This is a genomic window from Microcosmobacter mediterraneus (genome assembly GCF_031846265.1).
GTDB classification, from domain to species: Bacteria; Bacteroidota; Bacteroidia; order Flavobacteriales; family Flavobacteriaceae; genus Microcosmobacter; species Microcosmobacter mediterraneus.
Genome location: NZ_JAVRIA010000002.1, coordinates 147,562 through 166,000 on the forward strand (window position 1 = coordinate 147,562; position 18,439 = coordinate 166,000).

Here is an 18,439-nt window from a genome sequence, read left to right on the forward strand (position 1 = left end):
TGCTATATTTAAAAGAATTTTAATCGCTTAATGAAACTTAGAAAGCTCTCTCTTCGTGTACGTATTTTCTTAGCAATGATTTTGCTTATTGTATTGGCTTCTGTGCTCATTGCAGCAGTTGCTATTTATCAATATAGCGAAGAAACACAAGATTATCATAAACAACGTTTAGAGCGTAAAGAACAAAGTATTAAAACACACTTAGGCTATATACTTAGTGAAACTACGTATCCAAGAACCACTGAAAAAGTACCACTTATATTTAAGGAAAAAATATTTGAGATTAGTAACATTCATCACCTAAGAATCAATATTTATGATCTTGAAGGAAATTTATTAATTTCCTCAGAAGCAAATATTAGAAATGAATTTGCAGAAAAATGTCTTGATGCCGAAATATTAAACACATTATCCAACACTGCAGAACACCGTTTTGTAAATAAGCGTGAAGAAAAAGGAGCTACCTTTAGATCATCTTATAGCTATCTTTTAGATAATAGATCTAAAAACTTAGCCATCATTAATTTACCTTATTTAGAAAATGATGAGTTCTTAGCAAAAGAACTAGAAGAATTCTTAGAGCGTTTAGCTTATACATATATTTTAATGCTTCTTATCGCCATAGCATTGGCTTATTTATTATCTAAATACATAACTAAGTCCATAAAAACAATTGGTGATAGAATTAAGGCCACGCGTTTAGAAAAACGAAATGAAAAAATTAAAGTAGGACAAACAAGTGAAGAGATTTCTAACCTTGTAGACTCATACAATAGCATGATTGATGAACTCGAAGAAAGTGCCGTTAAATTAGCCAGAAGTGAAAGAGAACAAGCTTGGAGAGAAATGGCAAAGCAAGTTGCTCATGAAATTAAAAATCCGCTTACACCAATGCGATTGAGTGTACAAAGTTTCCAACGAAAATTTGACCCAACAGATTCCAATATTCATAATAAGGTAGATGAATACACTAAGACTCTTATTCAACAAATCGATACGATGAGCTCTATTGCTTCTGCATTTTCAAATTTTGCGAAAATGCCTGCACAGCAAAATGAAATGCTAGATGTCGTTGAAACCACAAAACTGGCTTTAGATATATTTAATGAACATTATATTTCATTTGATAGTCAAGAAGAAAAAATTATAGCAAAATTTGATCGTACACAACTCATTAGAGTTATTACAAATCTTATAAAAAATGGGATACAAGCCATTCCTATTGGTAAAGAAGATCCAAAAATTAGAGTTCAAGTTATTTCAAAAAAAGGTAATGTAAATATTATAGTTACTGATAATGGTATAGGTATTACAGAAGAATATAAACCTAAGATTTTTGAACCAAAATTTACAACCAAAACTAGTGGAATGGGATTAGGTTTAGCCATGGTTAAAAATATTGTAGAAACTTACAACGGAAGTATTAACTTTACATCAGAATATGGACAAGGCACAACCTTTACCGTTACTTTTCCAAAAGAATAAATACTATGATGTCATACAACAATATACTCACTAATTCTAAAGAGGGAATCTGTATAATTACCATTAACAGACCAAAAAAATTAAATGCCTTAAACCAAGAAACTATAACAGAATTACACCAGGCTTTTAAAGAAGCTAATGATAATTCTGATATTAAAGTCATCATCATTACTGGAAGCGGTGAAAAAGCATTTGTCGCTGGAGCAGATATCAGTGAGTTTGCTGATTTTTCTGTAGAGGAAGGTGAGCATTTAGCAGAAAATGGTCAGACTTTATTATTCGATTATGTTGAACATTTATCTACTCCTGTAATTGCCGCAGTTAATGGTTTTGCACTTGGTGGCGGTCTAGAATTAGCAATGTCTGCACATTTTAGAATTGCTAGTGATAATGCAAAAATGGGTTTACCAGAAGTGTCTTTAGGTGTTATTCCTGGTTATGGAGGAACACAACGTCTACCTCAACTGGTTGGCAAAGGCAGAGCTATGGAGCTCATTATGACAGCAGGAATGATTGATGCCAATACAGCCTTAAATTATGGATTGGTGAATCATGTCACAAAACAAGAAGAATTATTACCTGTTTGTGAAAAAATAGCATGGAAAATAATGCGAAACTCATCTGTAGCTATTGGTGCTGCAATACATGCAATTAACGCCAACTATAAAGATGGTGTCGATGGTTTTAAAGTTGAAATAAAAGAATTTGGTAATTGTTTTGGAACTGATGATTTTGAAGAAGGCACCTCAGCTTTTCTAGAAAAACGCAAAGCTGAGTTTCCAGGGAAATAATACTATTCTTCCTACAAATTTTGTGAATAACGAAACCACTTATTAACAGTATTAAGGCAAATTATTAAGTAATTTTAAAGTCCTACTTTTTAGTAATCACGCTTTAATTTTTTCTTTGTATGTGCTCTAAATCTGTTATTAAAGGGCGTGGTGCCCAACAAAATGTCCACAACCGCTTTTTTGAATTAAGCCATGAAGTTAGAGATGATTTCTTAGAGTTTTGCAAACGTGAAGGTGAAGTCGCTGATAAAAATAAAACGCTTTACTTACCTGTATTTCCAAAAACAATAGTCAATAAAGTTAAGAGTCCAGATGTTGGGATGTTGTATTCTATGAATCCATACCAAGGCTGTGAACATGGTTGTATTTACTGTTATGCAAGGAATAGTCATGAGTTTTGGGGCTATAGTGCTGGCCTAGATTTTGAACGACGTATCTTAGTTAAAAAAGATGCACCTAAACTTTTAGAAACGCTACTTAAAAAGAAAAGTTGGGAAGCTTATCCCATTGTTTTATCTGGTAATACGGATTGTTATCAACCTGCCGAAAAACAATTCCAAATTACTAGACAATGTCTTAAAGTATTTCTTAAGTACAAACATCCTGTAAGTATTATTACTAAAAACGCATTAATCTTAAGAGATTTAGATATCCTTTCAGAATTAGCAAAAGAACAACTCATCAGTGTTAATGTATCAATCACTTCTCTATCTGAAGAAACACGACGAATTTTAGAACCTAGAACAGCTACATCAAAAAAACGATTAAACGTTGTAGAGAGATTAAGTGCACATGGAATTCCTGTTAACGTGATGCTAGCACCTATTATTCCCTCTATAAATAGTCATGAAATTTTAAATTTAGCTAAAACCGTTTCAGAAGCTGGTGCATTATCAATTGCACACACCATTGTAAGATTAAATGGTGCTATTGGTGAAATTTTTACAGATTGGATTAAAAAAACCTTACCAGATAGAGCAGCAAAAGTCTTACATCAAATTGAGAGTTGTCATGGAGGTAATTTAAACGATAGTCGTTATGGAAAACGTATGCGTGGCGAAGGGCAAATTGCAAAACAGATTAATGCTATGATGAGTTTAGCCAGATTAAAATACTTTAAAGAAAAGTCTATGCCTAAGTTAAATACAACTTTACATGAACAGTATAAAGATGGACAGATGAGACTATTTTAAACAAAAAGTGAGCCAAATGGCTCACTTTTTCCTAAAATAAAAATAACTAAATACAACTTCACATTATAGTGTAAAGTATTCTTTATAAACTCTTCCGTTTGCTTTTACAATAGTTTTATAATTTCCTTTTTTTGTTTTGTCTAATTGAAGTACTCTATTATATTCAACTCTATCTTTAAGCGTTTCGCTGTAAATTACTTCGTCTTCAAAATAGATTATTAATTCAACAGATTTAGTAGTAAAATCTAATAGAGACACCATAAGTTTTTGAGCGTCTTGCCTTATTACTGGCTTAAAAAAAACTCTTTCAGCTCGCTCAATAAATACAACTTCATTGTTAGCAATTGCAAAAGGTTTTACTTTTATCTCAAAATCCTTTACCATTTCAAAAGTATATAATCCATCTTCTAAGCTTTGTAAATTAAAGATATGTTTAATCTCATCTTCAGAAATAATCTGTTCTGTTGAAAAAAGCACTTCACCATCTAAATTTTTGATGCACGTTTGGTTGTTTTTCTTTTCTGTCTTTACACTTTTATCAACTGTAATAGTTGACTGATTTTTTGCGTAGCCTATGTCTGTTCCTAACAGCAATACTACCATAGTTAATGTCATTAATGTTTTCATCATCGTTAAGTATTAATAGATTTAACAGTACAAACATAGATAGTATGGCTAATAATTAAAACAGCTTTATTGACCAATTTATGTTCTATTTTTACTTTGAATTGGGTTAAATATTAAATTAAGGTTAATTTAGAACATATTTAAGGTAATTCTATATATCATATTGAAATACCTTTGTTATAATTTTGAATAAAATAGATATGAAAAAGCGAAAACCTACTTTAGAAAAGATTAGTCCTGAATTTGGAAGTTCTATTTTAGTAAGAAAACATGAAAACTATGCGTATCAGGGAGAAATTAAACCTTTTTGGCATTTTCATCCTGAAATAGAATTGATTTATGTAAATAAAGGTAGAGGAAAGGTTCATATAGGAAATCATTTGTCATATTTTAATAATAGTCAATTATTATTGATTGGGCCCAATCTACCACATAATGGATTTACAGATCGTTTAACAGTTAATGGTTCACAAACCTTAATTCAATTCAAGCCAGAATTCTTAGGAGATATTTTTTTTAGTATACCTGAAATGCAAGCCATAAACAAGTTGCTTTATCGTTCAAGACAGGGAATTCACTTTGGTGTAAAAACAAAGAAAAAACTTGGAAGAAAAATTGAAAAAATATCAGAAAAAGAGGGCTTCAAAAAAGTATTAGTATTACTAGAAATATTGCATGCACTAGCAAAGGCCGAAGATTATACTATTTTAAATGCAGATCGTTTTGCTTTTGAAACTGAACCTCAAGACAGTGCTAAAATTGATATCATTTTTAAACATGTAAATGAAAACTTTAAAGAACACATTAGTCTAAATGAAATTGCTGATAAAGTAAGCATGACAGTTCCTGCATTTTGTCGTTATTTCAAAAAAGTTACTGGTAAGACATTTACCAAATTTGTGAATGAATATAGAGTAGTACATGCTACTAAATTACTTTCTGAGAGTACAATGAGTATTTCAGATGTTTGCTTTGAATGTGGTTTTAATAATTTTTCTCACTTTAATAAAGTGTTTAACCAAATAACTGGGAAAAGTGCCTCAAAATATAGACAAGAAGTGAAATTGTTTATTCAGTAAATCAAAATTCACCATTCCACTCTGCAAAAAATTGTTCTAAATATTGTTCCATAAAATGATGACGATTCTCAGCTATTCTCTTTCCTGATTGAGTGTTCATTTTATCTTTTAACAATAGAAGTTTTTCATAAAAATGATTAATGGTTGGTGCATTAGAAGTTTTATATTCTTCTTTTGTCATAGTTAGATTAGGTTTAATATCAGGATCATGAATTTTACGGTTTTTAAACCCTCCATAATTAAAAGTCCTTGCAACACCTATTGCTCCAAGTGCATCTAAACGATCTGCATCTTGCACAACTTTTAGTTCTTGAGAACTCCATGGCGTTTCCTTATCTAAAGATTTACTAAAGGAAATATTCTGAATGATGTTAATTACGTGTTCGACAACAATGGAATCTACATTTTGATCAACTAAAAATTCTCTGGCTATTCTAGGACCAACGGTTTCATCACCATCATGGAATTTAGAATCTGCAATATCATGAAGTAAAGCAGCTAAAGCAACAACCAAATTATCAGCTTTTTCATTTTTAGAAATAAGCATTGCATTATTATAGACTCTAAGTATATGAAACCAATCGTGACCTCCTTCGGCATTAGCGAGAGTTTTTTTCACAAACATCTTAGTGTTTTCAATTATATCAGGACTCATTTATTGCTGAAGTTATTGTAGTTTCTAAATATGTTATCAATTGCTCTGGAGACTCCAATGCTAAATCTTTTGGTTGATGCACTTTAAATTTTAAATGAGAGCCTATTCCCATCGGAAACTTGCCGTAACGTAATGTTTTCCATGAATTATTCACAGTAACTGGGACAACAATTGCGTTAGGTATTGTTTCAAACAAGGATAATAAACCTTTACTTTTGAATGGTTTTGGGTTTCCGTCTCTACTACGAGTGCCTTCAGGAAAAATAACTGCAGCCCAATTATTTTTACGAATTCGTTCTCCAAATTCTTTAATAGCATTTATAGACGCTAATGGTTTTTTTCGGTCAATTAATACTGATCCTCCATGTCTCAAATTATAAGACACACTTGGTATGCCTTTACCTAGCTCCTTTTTACTAATAAATTTAGGATGATGCTTACGAAAATACCAAATCAGAGGCGGAATATCGTACATACTTTGGTGGTTAGAAACTATAATTAAAGGCCTATTTACTTCTATATCATAAACATTATTTAAAGTAAAGCGCGTACCTAAAACATTATGACTTCGCATAATAAAAAACTGTAACCAATCTACGCTAATTTTATGGGCTTTGTAGCCTAAAACATTTTTACAAAACCATTGTATAGGATGAAATACAATTAACGTTAGTCCAAAGCAAACGAAATAAAGAACCGTTAAAGGATAAGCAATAAGTTTTTGCATTGTATAGTTTTTGCAGCATCAAAAATACTTAAAACCATAACATAACTCAACACCCTTTGTAAAGTTTAATGTTTACAATCCTGAAGTGGTTTGGACTAAATTTCTAAATTCAGATTTAAAACCATGCTCATCATTTAAACTTGTAGAATTTAACCAACTTAAAATATCAGAATAACTTGTGTTGCCTTTGTGTTCTGAGTCAGAAATTAACATCCCAAACGATGCCACACTAGCTGTAAATTGCATAAAGTCTGTTGCAGAACTAAACGAATTTCCTTGGTCAAAAATATCTAAGGTTAATGGAATACTAGAATTACTCTCTGGCAGCTTATATCTAAAATCTAATGTGAGTGCCTTTTCATCTAGAGCTTCAGTATTGCTAACAGGTATAATTTCATATAAAGCTGTAATATTTTGGTTAGCACCTATTTCTCCGGCATCTTCCTCATCATTTTCAAAGTCTTCCTCACTTAATATTCTATTTTCATAACCTATTAATCGATACGATTCTATTTTGTCTTCATTAAAATTAACTTGAATTTTCACATCCTTAGCTACAGTAAAGAATTTTTGGTAGTCATAAATAAACACCTTCCTAAGCTGTTCTACAGAATCTAAATATTCGTAAGTTCCGTTACCATTGTTGGCAATTTGCTCTAAAGCAGCATCGTTAAGATTTCCTCTACCTACACCTAGAACCGTTAAGAAAATACCCAAATCTCGTTTTTGTTCAATAAGAGTAACTAACTCTTCTTGGCTAGAAATACCAACATTAAAATCGCCATCTGTACCTAACACAATTCTGTTATTTCCACCATCAATATAATATTGTTGAGCAATTTCATATGCTGTGGTTATTCCAGCTGCGCCTGCTGTACTACCTCCCGAACCTAAGGAGTTTATAGCACCTTTAATGGTTTGTTTCTCTGATCCAGGAGTAGATGGTAATACCAATCCTGCATTACCAGCATAAGTAACAATGGCTACTCTATCATTATCATTTAATTCGTCTACAAGATAATTGAATCCATTTTTAAGGAGCTCTAACTTGTCCTCACTTCCCATAGATCCTGAAACATCTATCAAAAACACAAAGTTAGAGGCTGGTAATTCAGATTCAGATATCGGTTTTCCTTTAATACCTAGTCGTAATAATTTATGCTCTATATTCCATGGACAAGTACTTATTTCGCCATTAAGTGACATTGGATGTGTAGTATCAGAATAGTCATAATCTAGATTAAAATAATTTATGAGCTCTTCTATCCTTACGGCACCATTTGGAGGTAGGATTTGATCCTGATTAATAAAACGCCTAACATTGGCATAAGATGCTCCATCTGCATCTACAGAGAAGGTTGAAACTGGATTTTCATTGGTATTAATAAAAGGGTTTTCTCCTAAAGCTGTGTACTGATCTCCTAAAGAGTTATCCACTGGAAAATCAGTAGCGAAAGACTTATCATTAGGTGTACATGAAAAATTGAATACAATGATTAGAACGATAAAAGATTTGATTGATTTCATAACACTTTTTTTATTTTGTAGATGCCAAAACCTTCTAAAGGTTGCGTACAAAACAAAAAAACCACGAGTATAATCGTGGATTTAGTTGCTGATTAATCATTTCGTTTATTAAAACTCTGGAATACATTCACCATCAATACAATCAAAACCGATAGGTGCAGCTGGTACTGAACAGTCTGAAGTGGCATCACAAATCTCATTAAACTCTTCTTCAATATCATTATAAACATCAATCATATTTGCAATAAGTAATGTATCTATCGAAGTAGAATAAACCACATAAGATTTTGGACCACCACATGCTTTTACACCAAAGGGTAAAAATCTACATTCAAAATCTTCATCACAAACACTTGTGCTTGCTAGGTGATTTATATCTGTTTCTAGAGCTTCAAGTGAAATAATATAATCATCACAGGTTAATATAATATCATCACTTTTACAAGCCATAATAAACACCAACATTAAGGTGGATAAAACAATGAATTTGGGAACTATGTGTTTCATAACAGAAGTATAAAAAACTAAGGTATTAAAGTTTAGTCAAAATAAAAAACCACGATGTTAATCGTGGTTCATTTTAGATATAAAAAGTAATTTTAACAGTGATCGTTGTAGGCATCCATAAGATTTTCTGCAATCATCTCTGCAGGACGACCTTCTATGTGGTGACGCTCTAACATATGTACTAACTCGCCATCTTTAAATAGTGCCATACTTGGTGAGCTTGGCGGAAAAGGTATCATATAACCTCTTGCCTTATCTGTAGCTTCTTTATCTACACCTGCAAATACAGTAACTAAGTGATCTGGTCGCTTAGAGTTTTGTAAACTCAAACGAGCTCCTGGTCTTGCATTAGCTGCTGCACAACCACAAACAGAGTTAACAACAACTAAGGTCGTTCCTTCTTTTGCTATAGCATTATCTACAGCTTCTGAAGTGTGTAATTCTTCAAAACCAATATTTGTTAAATCTTCTCGCATTGGTTTTACTAATTCTGCTGGATACATATCTTTATTTGTTTATTTAAATTTAATGGTACAAAGATACAATTGTGTAACAAATCTTTGTTGCAATCTACTTACTAATAGTATATTTATGCATTCATAAAATCAATAATTACTTATGAGTATATCTAAATGGATAGGAGCATCAATCGGTTGGTCTTTTGGAGGACCAATAGGTGCGATAGTAGGATTAGCAATAGGAAGTGTTGTAGATGCTATGACTTCTGGGAAAAATAGTCCGCTTTTAGGGCAAGGACAACAGCAAAGATCTAGACGAAGAACTAGAAGACCTCAACAACGACAAACCTACAGATCTAGAGCCCAACAACAGCGTGCACAGACACAGTCTGGAGATTTTGAAGTTAGTTTACTAATACTTGCCTCTATTGTTATTAAAGCAGATGGTAAACAAGATCAACGCGAATTGGATTTTGTTCGTAATCAGTTTACCAAAATGTATGGTAAAGAACGTGCAAATAATGCGTTTCGATTATTTAAAAATATCACAAAGCAGAATATTTCTACGCGTCAAGTATGCTTGCAAATAAAGGAGATGATGGATCATTCATCGCGTTTACAATTAATGCATTTCTTGTTTGGTATCGCCAAATCAGACGATCATGTTGCTGAGTCTGAAATTAAACAAATCTACACCATTTCTGGCTATTTAGGTATTAGTAATAAGGATTTTGAAAGTATTAAAGCCATGTTCTACAATAGTAAAGAAAATGCTTATAAAATTCTTGAAATTCCTAAAACTGCAACTGATGATGACGTTAAACGTGCTTACCGAAAAATGGCCAAAAAATACCATCCAGATAAGGTAGCGCATTTAGGAAAAGAACATCAGGAAGGTGCTGAAGAAAAATTTAGGGAAGTACAAAAAGCCTACGAAACTATCCAGAAAGAAAGAGGTTTTTAAACATGAACCTTAAGGACATTAAAGCCAAAATACTTGAAGAAATTGCATCGACTGAAAAGCAAATAACAGACTACGAAGAATTGACAAAACCGATTTCCCCTAATGATGCTATTGGTCGCGTAAGTAGAATAGATGCTATAAATAACAAAAGTGTTAATGAAGCTTCACTTCGACAAGCAAAAACTAAACTAGCTAATCTAAATCGCGTTTTAGAACGTTTTGGAAGCAATGATTTTGGGATCTGTTTAAAATGTAAACAAGCTATACCTGTTGGAAGAATCTTGATTAGACCTGAAAGTTTATTGTGTGTGAATTGTGCTAGCTGACTTAACCTCTAAACAAAAAGAAATCGTCTTTCATATACTCAATAGCAGAATCGTCGTTAGTAATAATATAGTCAATCGCTAAATCGGTGAATTCTTGTCCTTTCGAGGTTAATGATACTATACTGTTTTTGATAGTAATCATATTGTTTTTCTGAGCTAAATCTAATACTGTTTTAGAGCGTACTTTTTGCCAATTAATATGTTCATTTAAATGATTTACATGGCGTTCACGTTCTTCATCATGATTTCTTAAATGCAATAAAAAAGTTAGTAAGGATACTTCTGTTCGTTGTTGTTTTTCACGATACATCACAGCAATAATTCCTTTGCTTGGCGCAAATAAATACACAGTTAAAAACAATAGCCCTAAAACAGTCGTTATAGAACCAGAAATCGAGGCATCTATCCAATGCGCAACCCAATATCCTAATACAGCACTAAAGACACCAAATAAACATGCCAAAATGAGCATTTTCTTGAGATCCTTGGTGATTAAATATGCAGCAGCAGCAGGAGCTATCATCAAGGCAACAACCAAAATGGCACCAACGGCATCAAAGGCACCTACTGTAGTTACTGAGGCTACAGACATTAATCCATAATGCATTATCATAGGTGAAAAACCTAATGAAGCAGCTAACCCAGCATCAAATGTACTAACTTTTAATTCCTTGAAAAACGCAAATAATAAGCCTTTTGTAACTAATAAAATGCTTCCAATAATCCACATGGATTTTGGCCCTAAATCTATACCAGAAATAAGCAAACGATCAAAAGGCGCAAAGGCTAATTCTCCTAATAAAACAGCATCTACATCTAAATGTACATCGTTTGCATTCTTTGCAATCATTATTACACCAATACTAAACAAAGCAGGAAATACTAATCCAATAGCAGTGTCTTCTTTTACCAATCCTGTTTTTTGAATATACTCTACCAGAATAACGGTTATAATACCAGTAATCGCTGCGAGAAATATGAGTAAAGGTGAATTTAAATCATGTGTAATAAAAAACCCTAATACAATTCCAGGCAAAATAGAATGACTAATGGCGTCACTAATCATGGCCATTTTACGGAGTACTAAAAACGTTCCGGGAATAGCACATGCAATAGCTACCAAAGCTGCAATAACTTGTATTTCGATTTGTGCACTACTCATTATTTGCTTGTTGATTGTATAAATTCGCTGCAGTAACAAACCCTTCCTTGGTTAAACTCCACATATTTCCATCTAAAGTGATGTAATCTTTTTGAACCAGTTTCTGTAAGGTACTTTTAGTAAAGCCTTGAAAATTGTTTAGAAGTCTAATAGCATGAGGATGCGAAATATTTTCATGTGTTTTAGCAATATCATGCATAAATGCTAGTGTTTTATGCAATTCTAAATCACGTCTATTTTTTATAAATCTGATTTGTTTGAATAATAAGCCACGACTAGGTGAAAACACAAATGAGAATATCACAAAAACTGCAGCTACAATAACAATGACTGGTCCAGTAGATAAGTTGTTCTGGCTTGCACTAATCGCTGTACCAAATACTCCTGAAAACGCTCCAAACAACGCTGCTAAAAACACCATAGTTGCAAGGCTATTAGTCCATTGCCTTGCTGCTGCTGCTGGAGCCAAAAGCATTGCACTCATCAACACTACGCCTACAGTTTGTAATCCTAAAACGATTGCTAAAACTATAAAACTGGTGATAAGAATATCAATAGTCTTTGTATTAAATCCTAAGGTTTTAGTATAATCAGCATCAAACAATAAAATTTTAAATTCTTTCCAGAACAAAAGCAATATTATAAGGCAGATTCCGGTTACAATGGCCATCATCCAAACATCACTCTCTAATAACGTAGCAGCTTGTCCAAACAAATATTTATCTAAACCAGCTTGATTTGCATTAGGCTGTTTTTGAATAAATGTAAGTAGCAACATTCCAAAGCCAAAAAATAAGGACAGAATTAATCCTAATGCCGTATCCGATTTTAAATGTGTTTTGGTTATTATTCCTCTAATCCAAAATGTTCCGATAAGTCCACTCACTAGTGCTCCTAATAGTAATACATTACTATCCTTAGCTCCAGTAATTAAGAATGCTATAGCTATTCCTGGTAAAGCTGCATGAGAAATAGCATCACCTAAAAGGCTTTGCTTTCTGAGGACTGCAAAACTGCCTAACATTCCACAAACAGCACCAAGAATTGCTGTTCCGAGTGTAATTGTACGAAGTGTATAGTCAGTAAAGACTAAAGAAAAATACTCTTGTATATCCACTACTCTTGTATACTTACCTTATAGTTAATTCCGTAAGTTTTAGTTAAATTATCATCATTAAAAATATCCTTTACAGGGCCTGTGGCAATCTTCTTTACATTTAAAAACGTTACCCAATCAAAATACTCAGGGACAGTCTGTAAATCGTGATGCACAACAATAACAGTTTTCCCTGCTTTCCTAAGTTCTTTTAAAATATTGATTATAGCTATTTCAGTGGTAGCATCAACACCTTGAAACGGTTCGTCCATAAAATATATAGATGCATTTTGAACTAAAGCTCTAGCTAAAAAAATCCGTTGTTGCTGACCACCAGACAGTTGACTTATTTGTCTGTTCTTAAAAGGCAACATTCCTACCTTCTCTAAAGCTTCTAAGGCTGCCTTTTTTTCTTTTTGTCGAGGCCTTTTAATCCATCCAAGGCTTCCATAAGTACCCATTTTAACTACATCTAATGCAGTTGTGGGAAAGTCCCAATCCACACTTCCTTTTTGTGGTACATAAGCCACTTGTTTTCTTTGATCTTCGTAAGGTTTATCATAAATACTCACACTACCAGCAATGGGTTTTAAAATCCCTAAAATTGCTTTAATTAACGTAGACTTCCCTGCTCCATTGGGACCAACAATGGCCATGAGAACACCTTCTGGGATTTCTAAATCAATATCCCAAAGCACTGGCTTATAATTATACGCAACAGTTAAATCGTCTACTTTTACAGCAATCTTATCACTCATTATTTTAGTGCATTTACAATCGTATTTACATTATACTCATACATGCCTAAGTATGTGCCTTCAACCGTCCCTGCATCACCTAAAGCATCTGAATATAATGTTCCACCTATAGCAACGTCATGATCTTTAGACTCTACTGCTGCTTGGAGTGCTTCGATAGTTCGTTTTGGTACCGAGCTCTCTACAAAAATAGCCTTCACATTTTTTTCTATTATAAATGATGCTAACTTCTGTACATCTTGAACTCCTGCTTCTGTTGCTGTAGATAACCCTTGTAATCCAACTACTTCAAAATTCCAAAAATCACCAAAGTAATTAAAAGCGTCATGTGCTGTTACCAGAATTCGCTTTTCCTTAGCGAGATTTTTCATAATTCCTGCCAGTTTCTTTTGTAACATTGTAAGTTTACTTAAATAGGCATGCATATTCCTTTTATATTGCTCTTCATTTTCAGGGTTTTTTTCAACCAGTACGTCTGTTACTTTCTTGGCAAAATTGGCAAAGAAATGAATATTAAACCAGACATGAGGATCGTAATTAGAGGCAAAATAATCAGACCCAATTAAGTAGTCTTTGTTTAATTCATCTGCTAAGGCAACTGGTGTTTTAGCTTTATTGCCCATTTTTTCGAATACTTCTATTAGCTTACCTTCAAGATGTAAGCCATTATAAAATATGATGTCTGCGTTGACCAACTTAGAAACATCACCTTCACTTGCCTTGTACAAATGAGGATCTACTCCACTTCCCATCAACCCTTCTACATTAATTAGATCGCCTCCTATATTTTTCACCAAATCTGTAATCATAGTGGTTGTGGTTACCACATTCAGTTTACCATCGTTTGGCTCTTTTTCAGATTTACATCCAAAAAACACCAAGGCTACACTATATATAAAAACTAATTTTTTCATTCTTGTAATTTTAAAATTCTGTAACTCAACCCTAATCCCAATAGTAGGTCTTGGCCTCCGGTAATTCCACTTCCGAAGTACGCATCAAACTGTAAGTCATTGTTAGCTAAGTATGTAAAACCAGCATCCCAATAATGATTAGCTGAACTATCTTCTGGTAAATCTCCATAAAGCTCTGCATAGAATCCAATCTTATCTGTAATGCTATAACCATAAGCTAAGGTGTATATGGCTGCCATTTCTGGTGAGTCATTTCCCCATTCTGCTCCAATATTGTAACCTAAACTAGAACGTTCGTTCAAAGTATGTGATAGAGAAAATCTAAAATCGACAGCGGTAGTCTCTGGTCTATAGTCTTTAGAGGCACTAAATACAGGAAAAACATGACCAATTAGCGCAATCTCAGGTATTCCATTTTTTTCTTCAGCTATATCAATTTTAACACCAAATAATAAAGGTGATAGTCCACTAGTAACATTATCAAGCTTATTACCATTAACCTTAGTTGTACCTTCAACAAAATCACAACCTAGACGCAACTCTAAATTGTCTAAAATCCCATAGCGCACTAGCATGGTATTAAAGGTATAGTGTTCGGATTTAATACCATTATCTTCAAAAGATTCGTATAATCCTCCTGTTTCTATCTGCAATATACCTTTACCTACTGTTGAAGAGGCTTCAGTAGCATCTGGACGGTCAGTAACTAAAGGTCCTAAATCACTTTGAGTTTCTTGAGAATTTGCAAAAAAACAGAGTCCAAAAGCTAAGCCTAAAAAACATATCTTATTTTTCTGTAACATAAATTATAGTTGAAAAGTCTTGGTTTAATAAAATGGTGTTTGTATTAATTAATAGTTGCGTCATTTTAGTGTTCTTAAACTGCTTAACTACTGCTAAAGAATTTCCGTATTTTAATCCATTCATTGCACAAAAGTCAAAAAACTCCTTATCATCACTCATTAATCTAGAAATGATATACTGTTTTCCTTCTTCAGCTTCAGAAAGTGCAATAGAAGTATTTTTAGTCGTAATCTCACCATCTGCATTGGGAATAGGATCACCATGAGGATCAAATTTTGGATTGCCCAGATACTCGGAAATTTTATCCGCTAAAAAATCTGATGTTTCATGTTCTAATAGTTCAGCTTCGCGATGAATATCGTGTAAGCTCATATCAAACAATTTAAAAAGAAACGACTCCCAAAGACGATGCTTTCTAACCACATTAAGAGCCATTGCAGTCCCTTTTCCTGTGAGTTTCAATTCTTGGTACTTTTCATATTGCAGCAAACCACGTTCAGCTAATTTTTTGGACATATCTGTTGCTGCTGCGTTAGAAATTCTTAATTTCTTAGCAATAGTGCCAGGTTTTGTGTCTAAATTATCCTGGTGCTTATTCTTATATATGGCCTTTACAAAGTTTTCTACTGCAACTGACATTCTTATATTTTAAATAATTTTTAAGTGAGCTTAAAAAAGTTTTCAAATATAGTTAAAAATAATTGTCTCATATTTGTCACACTGATTTTTTTTATCAGTCTTTATACTATAATTTCTTCGACATGAAAAAAATTACGTTTCTATTTTTAGTATTGAGTTCATTACAACTCATTGGACAAAACACCAACACTAATATTGAAATTCTGACACATACCTTAGCCTTCGAGGATAGCATAATCATTGAGAATATAACCTTGGAGTTTTCAAAACTTTCACCAGATTCTCGTTGCCCTAAAGAAGTGATGTGTATAAGAGCAGGAGAGGCTATAGCCACTGTAACTATTTACATAGATAATGTTTTAAAAAAGACATTAGACCTTACATTTTATCCTCATGGTGTTTCTGAAGAATTATCAAAATTTCTAAGTTCAGAAGGTATTTTGTTAGGTGCTTTTGAGTTATTGCCTTATCCAAAAGCTGATCGAAATCAGATTAATGCTAATTATTTGATCCGTTTTAATCAGGAGATTATAAACTAAGAACAACCACAGTCATTCTTGCCACAAGCTTTAGTGGTTTTTGCTTTTTTGGGTTTCCAAATAAATTTTTGAACCAAATACCCTACAGCAGTTAATACAGTCACAACAACTAATATGTTTTGAATTATTTGATTCATACTTAAAAATATTACGACAAAGTTACAAATTCATAGTCGTTTTACCTCTTAAAATCCTTTCAACTTCAGCAAACCCAAAGTCTTCATCAGAAAATCTATTACATTCTAAAAGTGCTTCAAAATATAACGCTGAGCTACTTTTTTAAGTTTAACCAGAGCTCTGCTATGCTGAAACTTAGAAAAAATCATATTTTCTTGCACTTTTAATCCTCATTACGAAGTTCTAATGCAGAATTTGGGTTAAATTTGCAGCCTTAATAGTAGTATAAAGAGCATGTATAGAAGTCATACTTGTGGTGAATTAAGAGCCGCAAACACGAATCAAGAAGTTACCTTGACAGGTTGGGTGCAAGGCGTTAGAGATAAAGGGTTTATGATTTATGTAGACTTAAGAGATCGTTACGGCATAACGCAGCTATATTTTGATGAAGATCAGTCTGATGTTTCGCTTATGAAAGAGGCTCAAAAACTCGGAAGAGAGTTTGTTATTCAAGTCACAGGTAAAGTGCAAGAACGTGCTTCTAAAAATCCAAATATACCAACTGGTGATATTGAAATATTAGTTTCTAAACTTACCATACTTAACCAGGCGTTATTACCACCATTTACTATTGAAGATGAAACTGATGGTGGTGAAGATTTACGTATGAAATATCGCTATTTAGATATTCGTAGAAATCCTGTAAAAGAAAGTTTAATCTTTAGGCATAAAGTTACGCAAGAAGTTAGAAATTACTTGTCTAATCAAGATTTTATAGAGGTTGAAACACCTTATCTAATAAAATCCACACCTGAAGGTGCTCGAGATTTTGTAGTGCCTTCAAGAATGAATGAAGGACAGTTTTATGCGTTGCCACAATCGCCACAAACCTTTAAGCAATTGCTTATGGTTGGTGGTATGGATAAGTACTTCCAGATTGTAAAATGTTTTAGAGATGAAGATTTAAGAGCAGACAGACAGCCTGAGTTTACTCAGATAGATTGTGAAATGGCCTTTGTTGAACAAGAAGACATTTTAAATACTTTTGAAGGCTTAACACGTCATCTTCTCAAAGAAATAAATGGTGTTGACGTCGATAAATTCCCTAGAATGCTTTACGATGATGCCATGCGTTTATACGGAAATGACAAACCAGATATTCGTTTTGGGATGCAATTTGGTGAACTGAATGCAGTAGCACAACATAAAGATTTTAATGTATTTAATTCTGCTGAATTAGTTGTGGGAATAGCTGTTCCTGGCGGAAATTCATATACCAGAAAAGAAATAGATAAATTAATAGATTGGGTAAGGCGTCCTCAAGTTGGTGCTCTTGGTATGGTCTATTGTCGCTGTAATGACGATGGCTCATTCAAATCTTCTGTAGATAAGTTCTACGACCAAGACGATTTAGCAAAATGGGCTGAAGTGACAGGAGCAAAAGCAGGCGATTTAATCTGCGTGCTTTCTGGAGAAACTAATAAAGTAAGAGCGCAATTAAGTGCGTTACGTATGGAATTAGCAGAACGTCTAGGCTTACGAAAGCCAGACGAATTTGCACCACTTTGGGTTATTGATTTTCCATTATTAGAATTAGATGAAGAGACTGGTCATTACCATGCTATGCATCATCCATTTACGTCTCCAAAACCTGGTCAATTAGAATTATTAGATTCTAAACCAGGAGAAGTTAAAGCTAATGCTTACGATTTGGTTTTAAATGGAAACGAAATCGGAGGAGGTTCTATTAGAATTCATGATAAAGCAACACAAGCGATAATGCTTAAACATTTAGGGTTTTCTGATGAAGACGCTAAAGCTCAGTTTGGATTTTTAATGGATGCTTTTGAATATGGCGCACCACCTCATGGTGGTATTGCTTTTGGATTAGACAGATTAGTTGCAATTCTAGGAGGACAAGAAACGATAAGAGATTTTATTGCCTTTCCTAAAAATAATTCTGGAAGAGATGTCATGATCGATGCTCCTGCTCCTCTAGACAAAGAACAACTAGAGGAACTGAATCTTAAATTAGATTTATAACCAAAAAATAGAAATCCTGCATTTAGCA

The 18,439-nt window shown here is 33.3% G+C and carries 21 protein-coding genes; 8 read left to right on the top strand and 13 right to left on the bottom strand.

Annotated elements, in window-relative coordinates:
• The first annotated feature begins 30 nt into the window (after positions 1 to 30).
• The 3 genes from RM697_RS04095 to RM697_RS04105 all read left to right on the top strand — a co-directional run bounded on the left by RM697_RS04095 (position 31) and on the right by RM697_RS04105 (position 3,469).
• On the top strand, positions 31 to 1,485 hold the full coding sequence (locus RM697_RS04095; RefSeq protein ID WP_311426588.1) for a sensor histidine kinase: 1,455 nt from the start codon (positions 31 to 33) through the stop codon (positions 1,483 to 1,485).
• A gap of 8 nt (positions 1,486 to 1,493) precedes the next feature.
• Positions 1,494 to 2,276: an enoyl-CoA hydratase/isomerase family protein gene (locus RM697_RS04100; protein WP_311427027.1), complete on the top strand. Its 783-nt coding sequence runs from the start codon at positions 1,494 to 1,496 to the stop codon at positions 2,274 to 2,276.
• A gap of 119 nt (positions 2,277 to 2,395) precedes the next feature.
• Positions 2,396 to 3,469 (top strand): PA0069 family radical SAM protein, encoded by a 1,074-nt coding sequence (locus RM697_RS04105; RefSeq protein WP_311426589.1) that lies wholly within the window; start codon positions 2,396 to 2,398, stop codon positions 3,467 to 3,469.
• A gap of 63 nt (positions 3,470 to 3,532) precedes the next feature.
• Here RM697_RS04105 and RM697_RS04110 read toward each other — a convergent pair whose 3' ends face one another.
• Positions 3,533 to 4,099, bottom strand: a complete 567-nt coding sequence (locus tag RM697_RS04110; RefSeq protein WP_311426590.1) for a hypothetical protein — start codon at positions 4,097 to 4,099, stop codon at positions 3,533 to 3,535.
• Positions 4,100 to 4,296: 197 nt separating this feature from the next.
• Here RM697_RS04110 and RM697_RS04115 point away from each other — a divergent pair, with 197 nt between their 5' ends.
• Complete coding sequence (locus RM697_RS04115; protein WP_311426591.1) at positions 4,297 to 5,175, top strand: AraC family transcriptional regulator; 879 nt, start codon at positions 4,297 to 4,299, stop codon at positions 5,173 to 5,175.
• A 1-nt stretch (position 5,176) separates the two neighbouring features.
• Here the strand turns inward: RM697_RS04115 and RM697_RS04120 are convergent, their stop codons facing one another.
• The 5 genes from RM697_RS04120 to RM697_RS04140 all read right to left on the bottom strand — a co-directional run bounded on the left by RM697_RS04120 (position 5,177) and on the right by RM697_RS04140 (position 9,094).
• Positions 5,177 to 5,830 (bottom strand): HD domain-containing protein, encoded by a 654-nt coding sequence (locus RM697_RS04120; RefSeq protein ID WP_311426592.1) that lies wholly within the window; start codon positions 5,828 to 5,830, stop codon positions 5,177 to 5,179.
• Positions 5,820 to 6,557 carry a lysophospholipid acyltransferase family protein gene (locus tag RM697_RS04125; protein ID WP_311426593.1) on the bottom strand — a complete coding sequence of 246 codons (738 nt, stop codon included), beginning with the start codon at positions 6,555 to 6,557 and terminating at the stop codon, positions 5,820 to 5,822. The genes RM697_RS04120 and RM697_RS04125 overlap by 11 nt, the downstream gene beginning before the upstream one ends.
• Positions 6,558 to 6,629: 72 nt before the next feature.
• Positions 6,630 to 8,084, bottom strand: a complete 1,455-nt coding sequence (locus RM697_RS04130) for a vWA domain-containing protein (protein WP_311426594.1) — start codon at positions 8,082 to 8,084, stop codon at positions 6,630 to 6,632.
• Between the two features lie 108 nt (positions 8,085 to 8,192).
• Positions 8,193 to 8,591 carry a hypothetical protein gene (locus tag RM697_RS04135; protein WP_311426595.1) on the bottom strand — a complete coding sequence of 133 codons (399 nt, stop codon included), beginning with the start codon at positions 8,589 to 8,591 and terminating at the stop codon, positions 8,193 to 8,195.
• A gap of 92 nt (positions 8,592 to 8,683) precedes the next feature.
• Entirely contained in the window at positions 8,684 to 9,094 is a 411-nt protein-coding gene (locus tag RM697_RS04140; protein ID WP_311426596.1) for a BrxA/BrxB family bacilliredoxin, read from the bottom strand.
• A 115-nt stretch (positions 9,095 to 9,209) separates the two neighbouring features.
• On the opposite strand from RM697_RS04140, the gene RM697_RS04145 reads away from it, so the two are divergent.
• Both RM697_RS04145 and RM697_RS04150 read left to right on the top strand, forming a co-directional pair.
• Entirely contained in the window at positions 9,210 to 10,013 is an 804-nt protein-coding gene (locus tag RM697_RS04145) for a TerB family tellurite resistance protein (protein ID WP_311426597.1), read from the top strand.
• 2 nt (positions 10,014 to 10,015) lie between these two features.
• Positions 10,016 to 10,339 carry a TraR/DksA family transcriptional regulator gene (locus RM697_RS04150; protein WP_311426598.1) on the top strand — a complete coding sequence of 108 codons (324 nt, stop codon included), beginning with the start codon at positions 10,016 to 10,018 and terminating at the stop codon, positions 10,337 to 10,339.
• Between the two features lies 1 nt (position 10,340).
• Here the strand turns inward: RM697_RS04150 and RM697_RS04155 are convergent, their stop codons facing one another.
• The 6 genes from RM697_RS04155 to RM697_RS04180 are packed head-to-tail and all read right to left on the bottom strand — an operon-like array spanning position 10,341 to position 15,712.
• Entirely contained in the window at positions 10,341 to 11,501 is a 1,161-nt protein-coding gene (locus RM697_RS04155; protein ID WP_311426599.1) for a metal ABC transporter permease, read from the bottom strand.
• Positions 11,494 to 12,618, bottom strand: a complete 1,125-nt coding sequence (locus RM697_RS04160; RefSeq protein ID WP_311426600.1) for a metal ABC transporter permease — start codon at positions 12,616 to 12,618, stop codon at positions 11,494 to 11,496. The genes RM697_RS04155 and RM697_RS04160 overlap by 8 nt, the downstream gene beginning before the upstream one ends.
• Entirely contained in the window at positions 12,618 to 13,355 is a 738-nt protein-coding gene (locus RM697_RS04165) for a metal ABC transporter ATP-binding protein (RefSeq protein WP_311426601.1), read from the bottom strand. Before RM697_RS04165 ends, RM697_RS04160 begins: the two co-directional genes overlap by 1 nt.
• On the bottom strand, positions 13,355 to 14,269 hold the full coding sequence (locus RM697_RS04170; protein ID WP_311426602.1) for a metal ABC transporter solute-binding protein, Zn/Mn family: 915 nt from the start codon (positions 14,267 to 14,269) through the stop codon (positions 13,355 to 13,357). Before RM697_RS04170 ends, RM697_RS04165 begins: the two co-directional genes overlap by 1 nt.
• Complete coding sequence (locus RM697_RS04175) at positions 14,266 to 15,072, bottom strand: transporter (RefSeq protein WP_311426603.1); 807 nt, start codon at positions 15,070 to 15,072, stop codon at positions 14,266 to 14,268. The genes RM697_RS04170 and RM697_RS04175 overlap by 4 nt, the downstream gene beginning before the upstream one ends.
• Positions 15,056 to 15,712, bottom strand: a complete 657-nt coding sequence (locus tag RM697_RS04180; RefSeq protein WP_311426604.1) for a metal-dependent transcriptional regulator — start codon at positions 15,710 to 15,712, stop codon at positions 15,056 to 15,058. The genes RM697_RS04175 and RM697_RS04180 overlap by 17 nt, the downstream gene beginning before the upstream one ends.
• 122 nt (positions 15,713 to 15,834) lie before the next feature.
• Here RM697_RS04180 and RM697_RS04185 point away from each other — a divergent pair, with 122 nt between their 5' ends.
• On the top strand, positions 15,835 to 16,251 hold the full coding sequence (locus RM697_RS04185; RefSeq protein WP_311426605.1) for a hypothetical protein: 417 nt from the start codon (positions 15,835 to 15,837) through the stop codon (positions 16,249 to 16,251).
• Here RM697_RS04185 and RM697_RS04190 read toward each other — a convergent pair.
• The gene (locus tag RM697_RS04190) at positions 16,248 to 16,388 is read right to left on the bottom strand and encodes a FeoB-associated Cys-rich membrane protein (protein ID WP_311426606.1); all 141 of its coding nucleotides are present in this window, start codon (positions 16,386 to 16,388) and stop codon (positions 16,248 to 16,250) included. The genes RM697_RS04185 and RM697_RS04190 overlap by 4 nt on opposite strands.
• A 274-nt stretch (positions 16,389 to 16,662) precedes the next feature.
• Between RM697_RS04190 and aspS the strand changes: the two genes are divergently transcribed.
• The gene (aspS, locus tag RM697_RS04195) at positions 16,663 to 18,411 is read left to right on the top strand and encodes an aspartate--tRNA ligase (protein WP_311426607.1); all 1,749 of its coding nucleotides are present in this window, start codon (positions 16,663 to 16,665) and stop codon (positions 18,409 to 18,411) included.
• Positions 18,412 to 18,439 lie beyond the last annotated feature (28 nt).

Bases quoted from the DNA above. Each gene is read 5' to 3' on its own strand.
- RM697_RS04150 (WP_311426598.1), top strand. From the start codon at position 10,016: ATGAACCTTAAGGACATTAAAGCCAAAATACTTGAAGAAATTGCATCG.
- RM697_RS04170 (WP_311426602.1), bottom strand. From the start codon at position 14,269: ATGAAAAAATTAGTTTTTATATATAGTGTAGCCTTGGTGTTTTTTGGA.
- aspS (WP_311426607.1), top strand. From the start codon at position 16,663: ATGTATAGAAGTCATACTTGTGGTGAATTAAGAGCCGCAAACACGAAT.
- RM697_RS04145 (WP_311426597.1), top strand. From the start codon at position 9,210: ATGAGTATATCTAAATGGATAGGAGCATCAATCGGTTGGTCTTTTGGA.
- RM697_RS04110 (WP_311426590.1), bottom strand. From the start codon at position 4,099: ATGATGAAAACATTAATGACATTAACTATGGTAGTATTGCTGTTAGGA.
- RM697_RS04135 (WP_311426595.1), bottom strand. From the start codon at position 8,591: ATGAAACACATAGTTCCCAAATTCATTGTTTTATCCACCTTAATGTTG.
- RM697_RS04180 (WP_311426604.1), bottom strand. From the start codon at position 15,712: ATGTCAGTTGCAGTAGAAAACTTTGTAAAGGCCATATATAAGAATAAG.
- RM697_RS04120 (WP_311426592.1), bottom strand. From the start codon at position 5,830: ATGAGTCCTGATATAATTGAAAACACTAAGATGTTTGTGAAAAAAACT.
- RM697_RS04100 (WP_311427027.1), top strand. From the start codon at position 1,494: ATGTCATACAACAATATACTCACTAATTCTAAAGAGGGAATCTGTATA.
- RM697_RS04165 (WP_311426601.1), bottom strand. From the start codon at position 13,355: ATGAGTGATAAGATTGCTGTAAAAGTAGACGATTTAACTGTTGCGTAT.
- RM697_RS04095 (WP_311426588.1), top strand. From the start codon at position 31: ATGAAACTTAGAAAGCTCTCTCTTCGTGTACGTATTTTCTTAGCAATG.
- RM697_RS04115 (WP_311426591.1), top strand. From the start codon at position 4,297: ATGAAAAAGCGAAAACCTACTTTAGAAAAGATTAGTCCTGAATTTGGA.
- RM697_RS04175 (WP_311426603.1), bottom strand. From the start codon at position 15,072: ATGTTACAGAAAAATAAGATATGTTTTTTAGGCTTAGCTTTTGGACTC.
- RM697_RS04125 (WP_311426593.1), bottom strand. From the start codon at position 6,557: ATGCAAAAACTTATTGCTTATCCTTTAACGGTTCTTTATTTCGTTTGC.
- RM697_RS04105 (WP_311426589.1), top strand. From the start codon at position 2,396: ATGTGCTCTAAATCTGTTATTAAAGGGCGTGGTGCCCAACAAAATGTC.
- RM697_RS04130 (WP_311426594.1), bottom strand. From the start codon at position 8,084: ATGAAATCAATCAAATCTTTTATCGTTCTAATCATTGTATTCAATTTT.
- RM697_RS04140 (WP_311426596.1), bottom strand. From the start codon at position 9,094: ATGTATCCAGCAGAATTAGTAAAACCAATGCGAGAAGATTTAACAAAT.
- RM697_RS04155 (WP_311426599.1), bottom strand. From the start codon at position 11,501: ATGAGTAGTGCACAAATCGAAATACAAGTTATTGCAGCTTTGGTAGCT.
- RM697_RS04185 (WP_311426605.1), top strand. From the start codon at position 15,835: ATGAAAAAAATTACGTTTCTATTTTTAGTATTGAGTTCATTACAACTC.
- RM697_RS04190 (WP_311426606.1), bottom strand. From the start codon at position 16,388: ATGAATCAAATAATTCAAAACATATTAGTTGTTGTGACTGTATTAACT.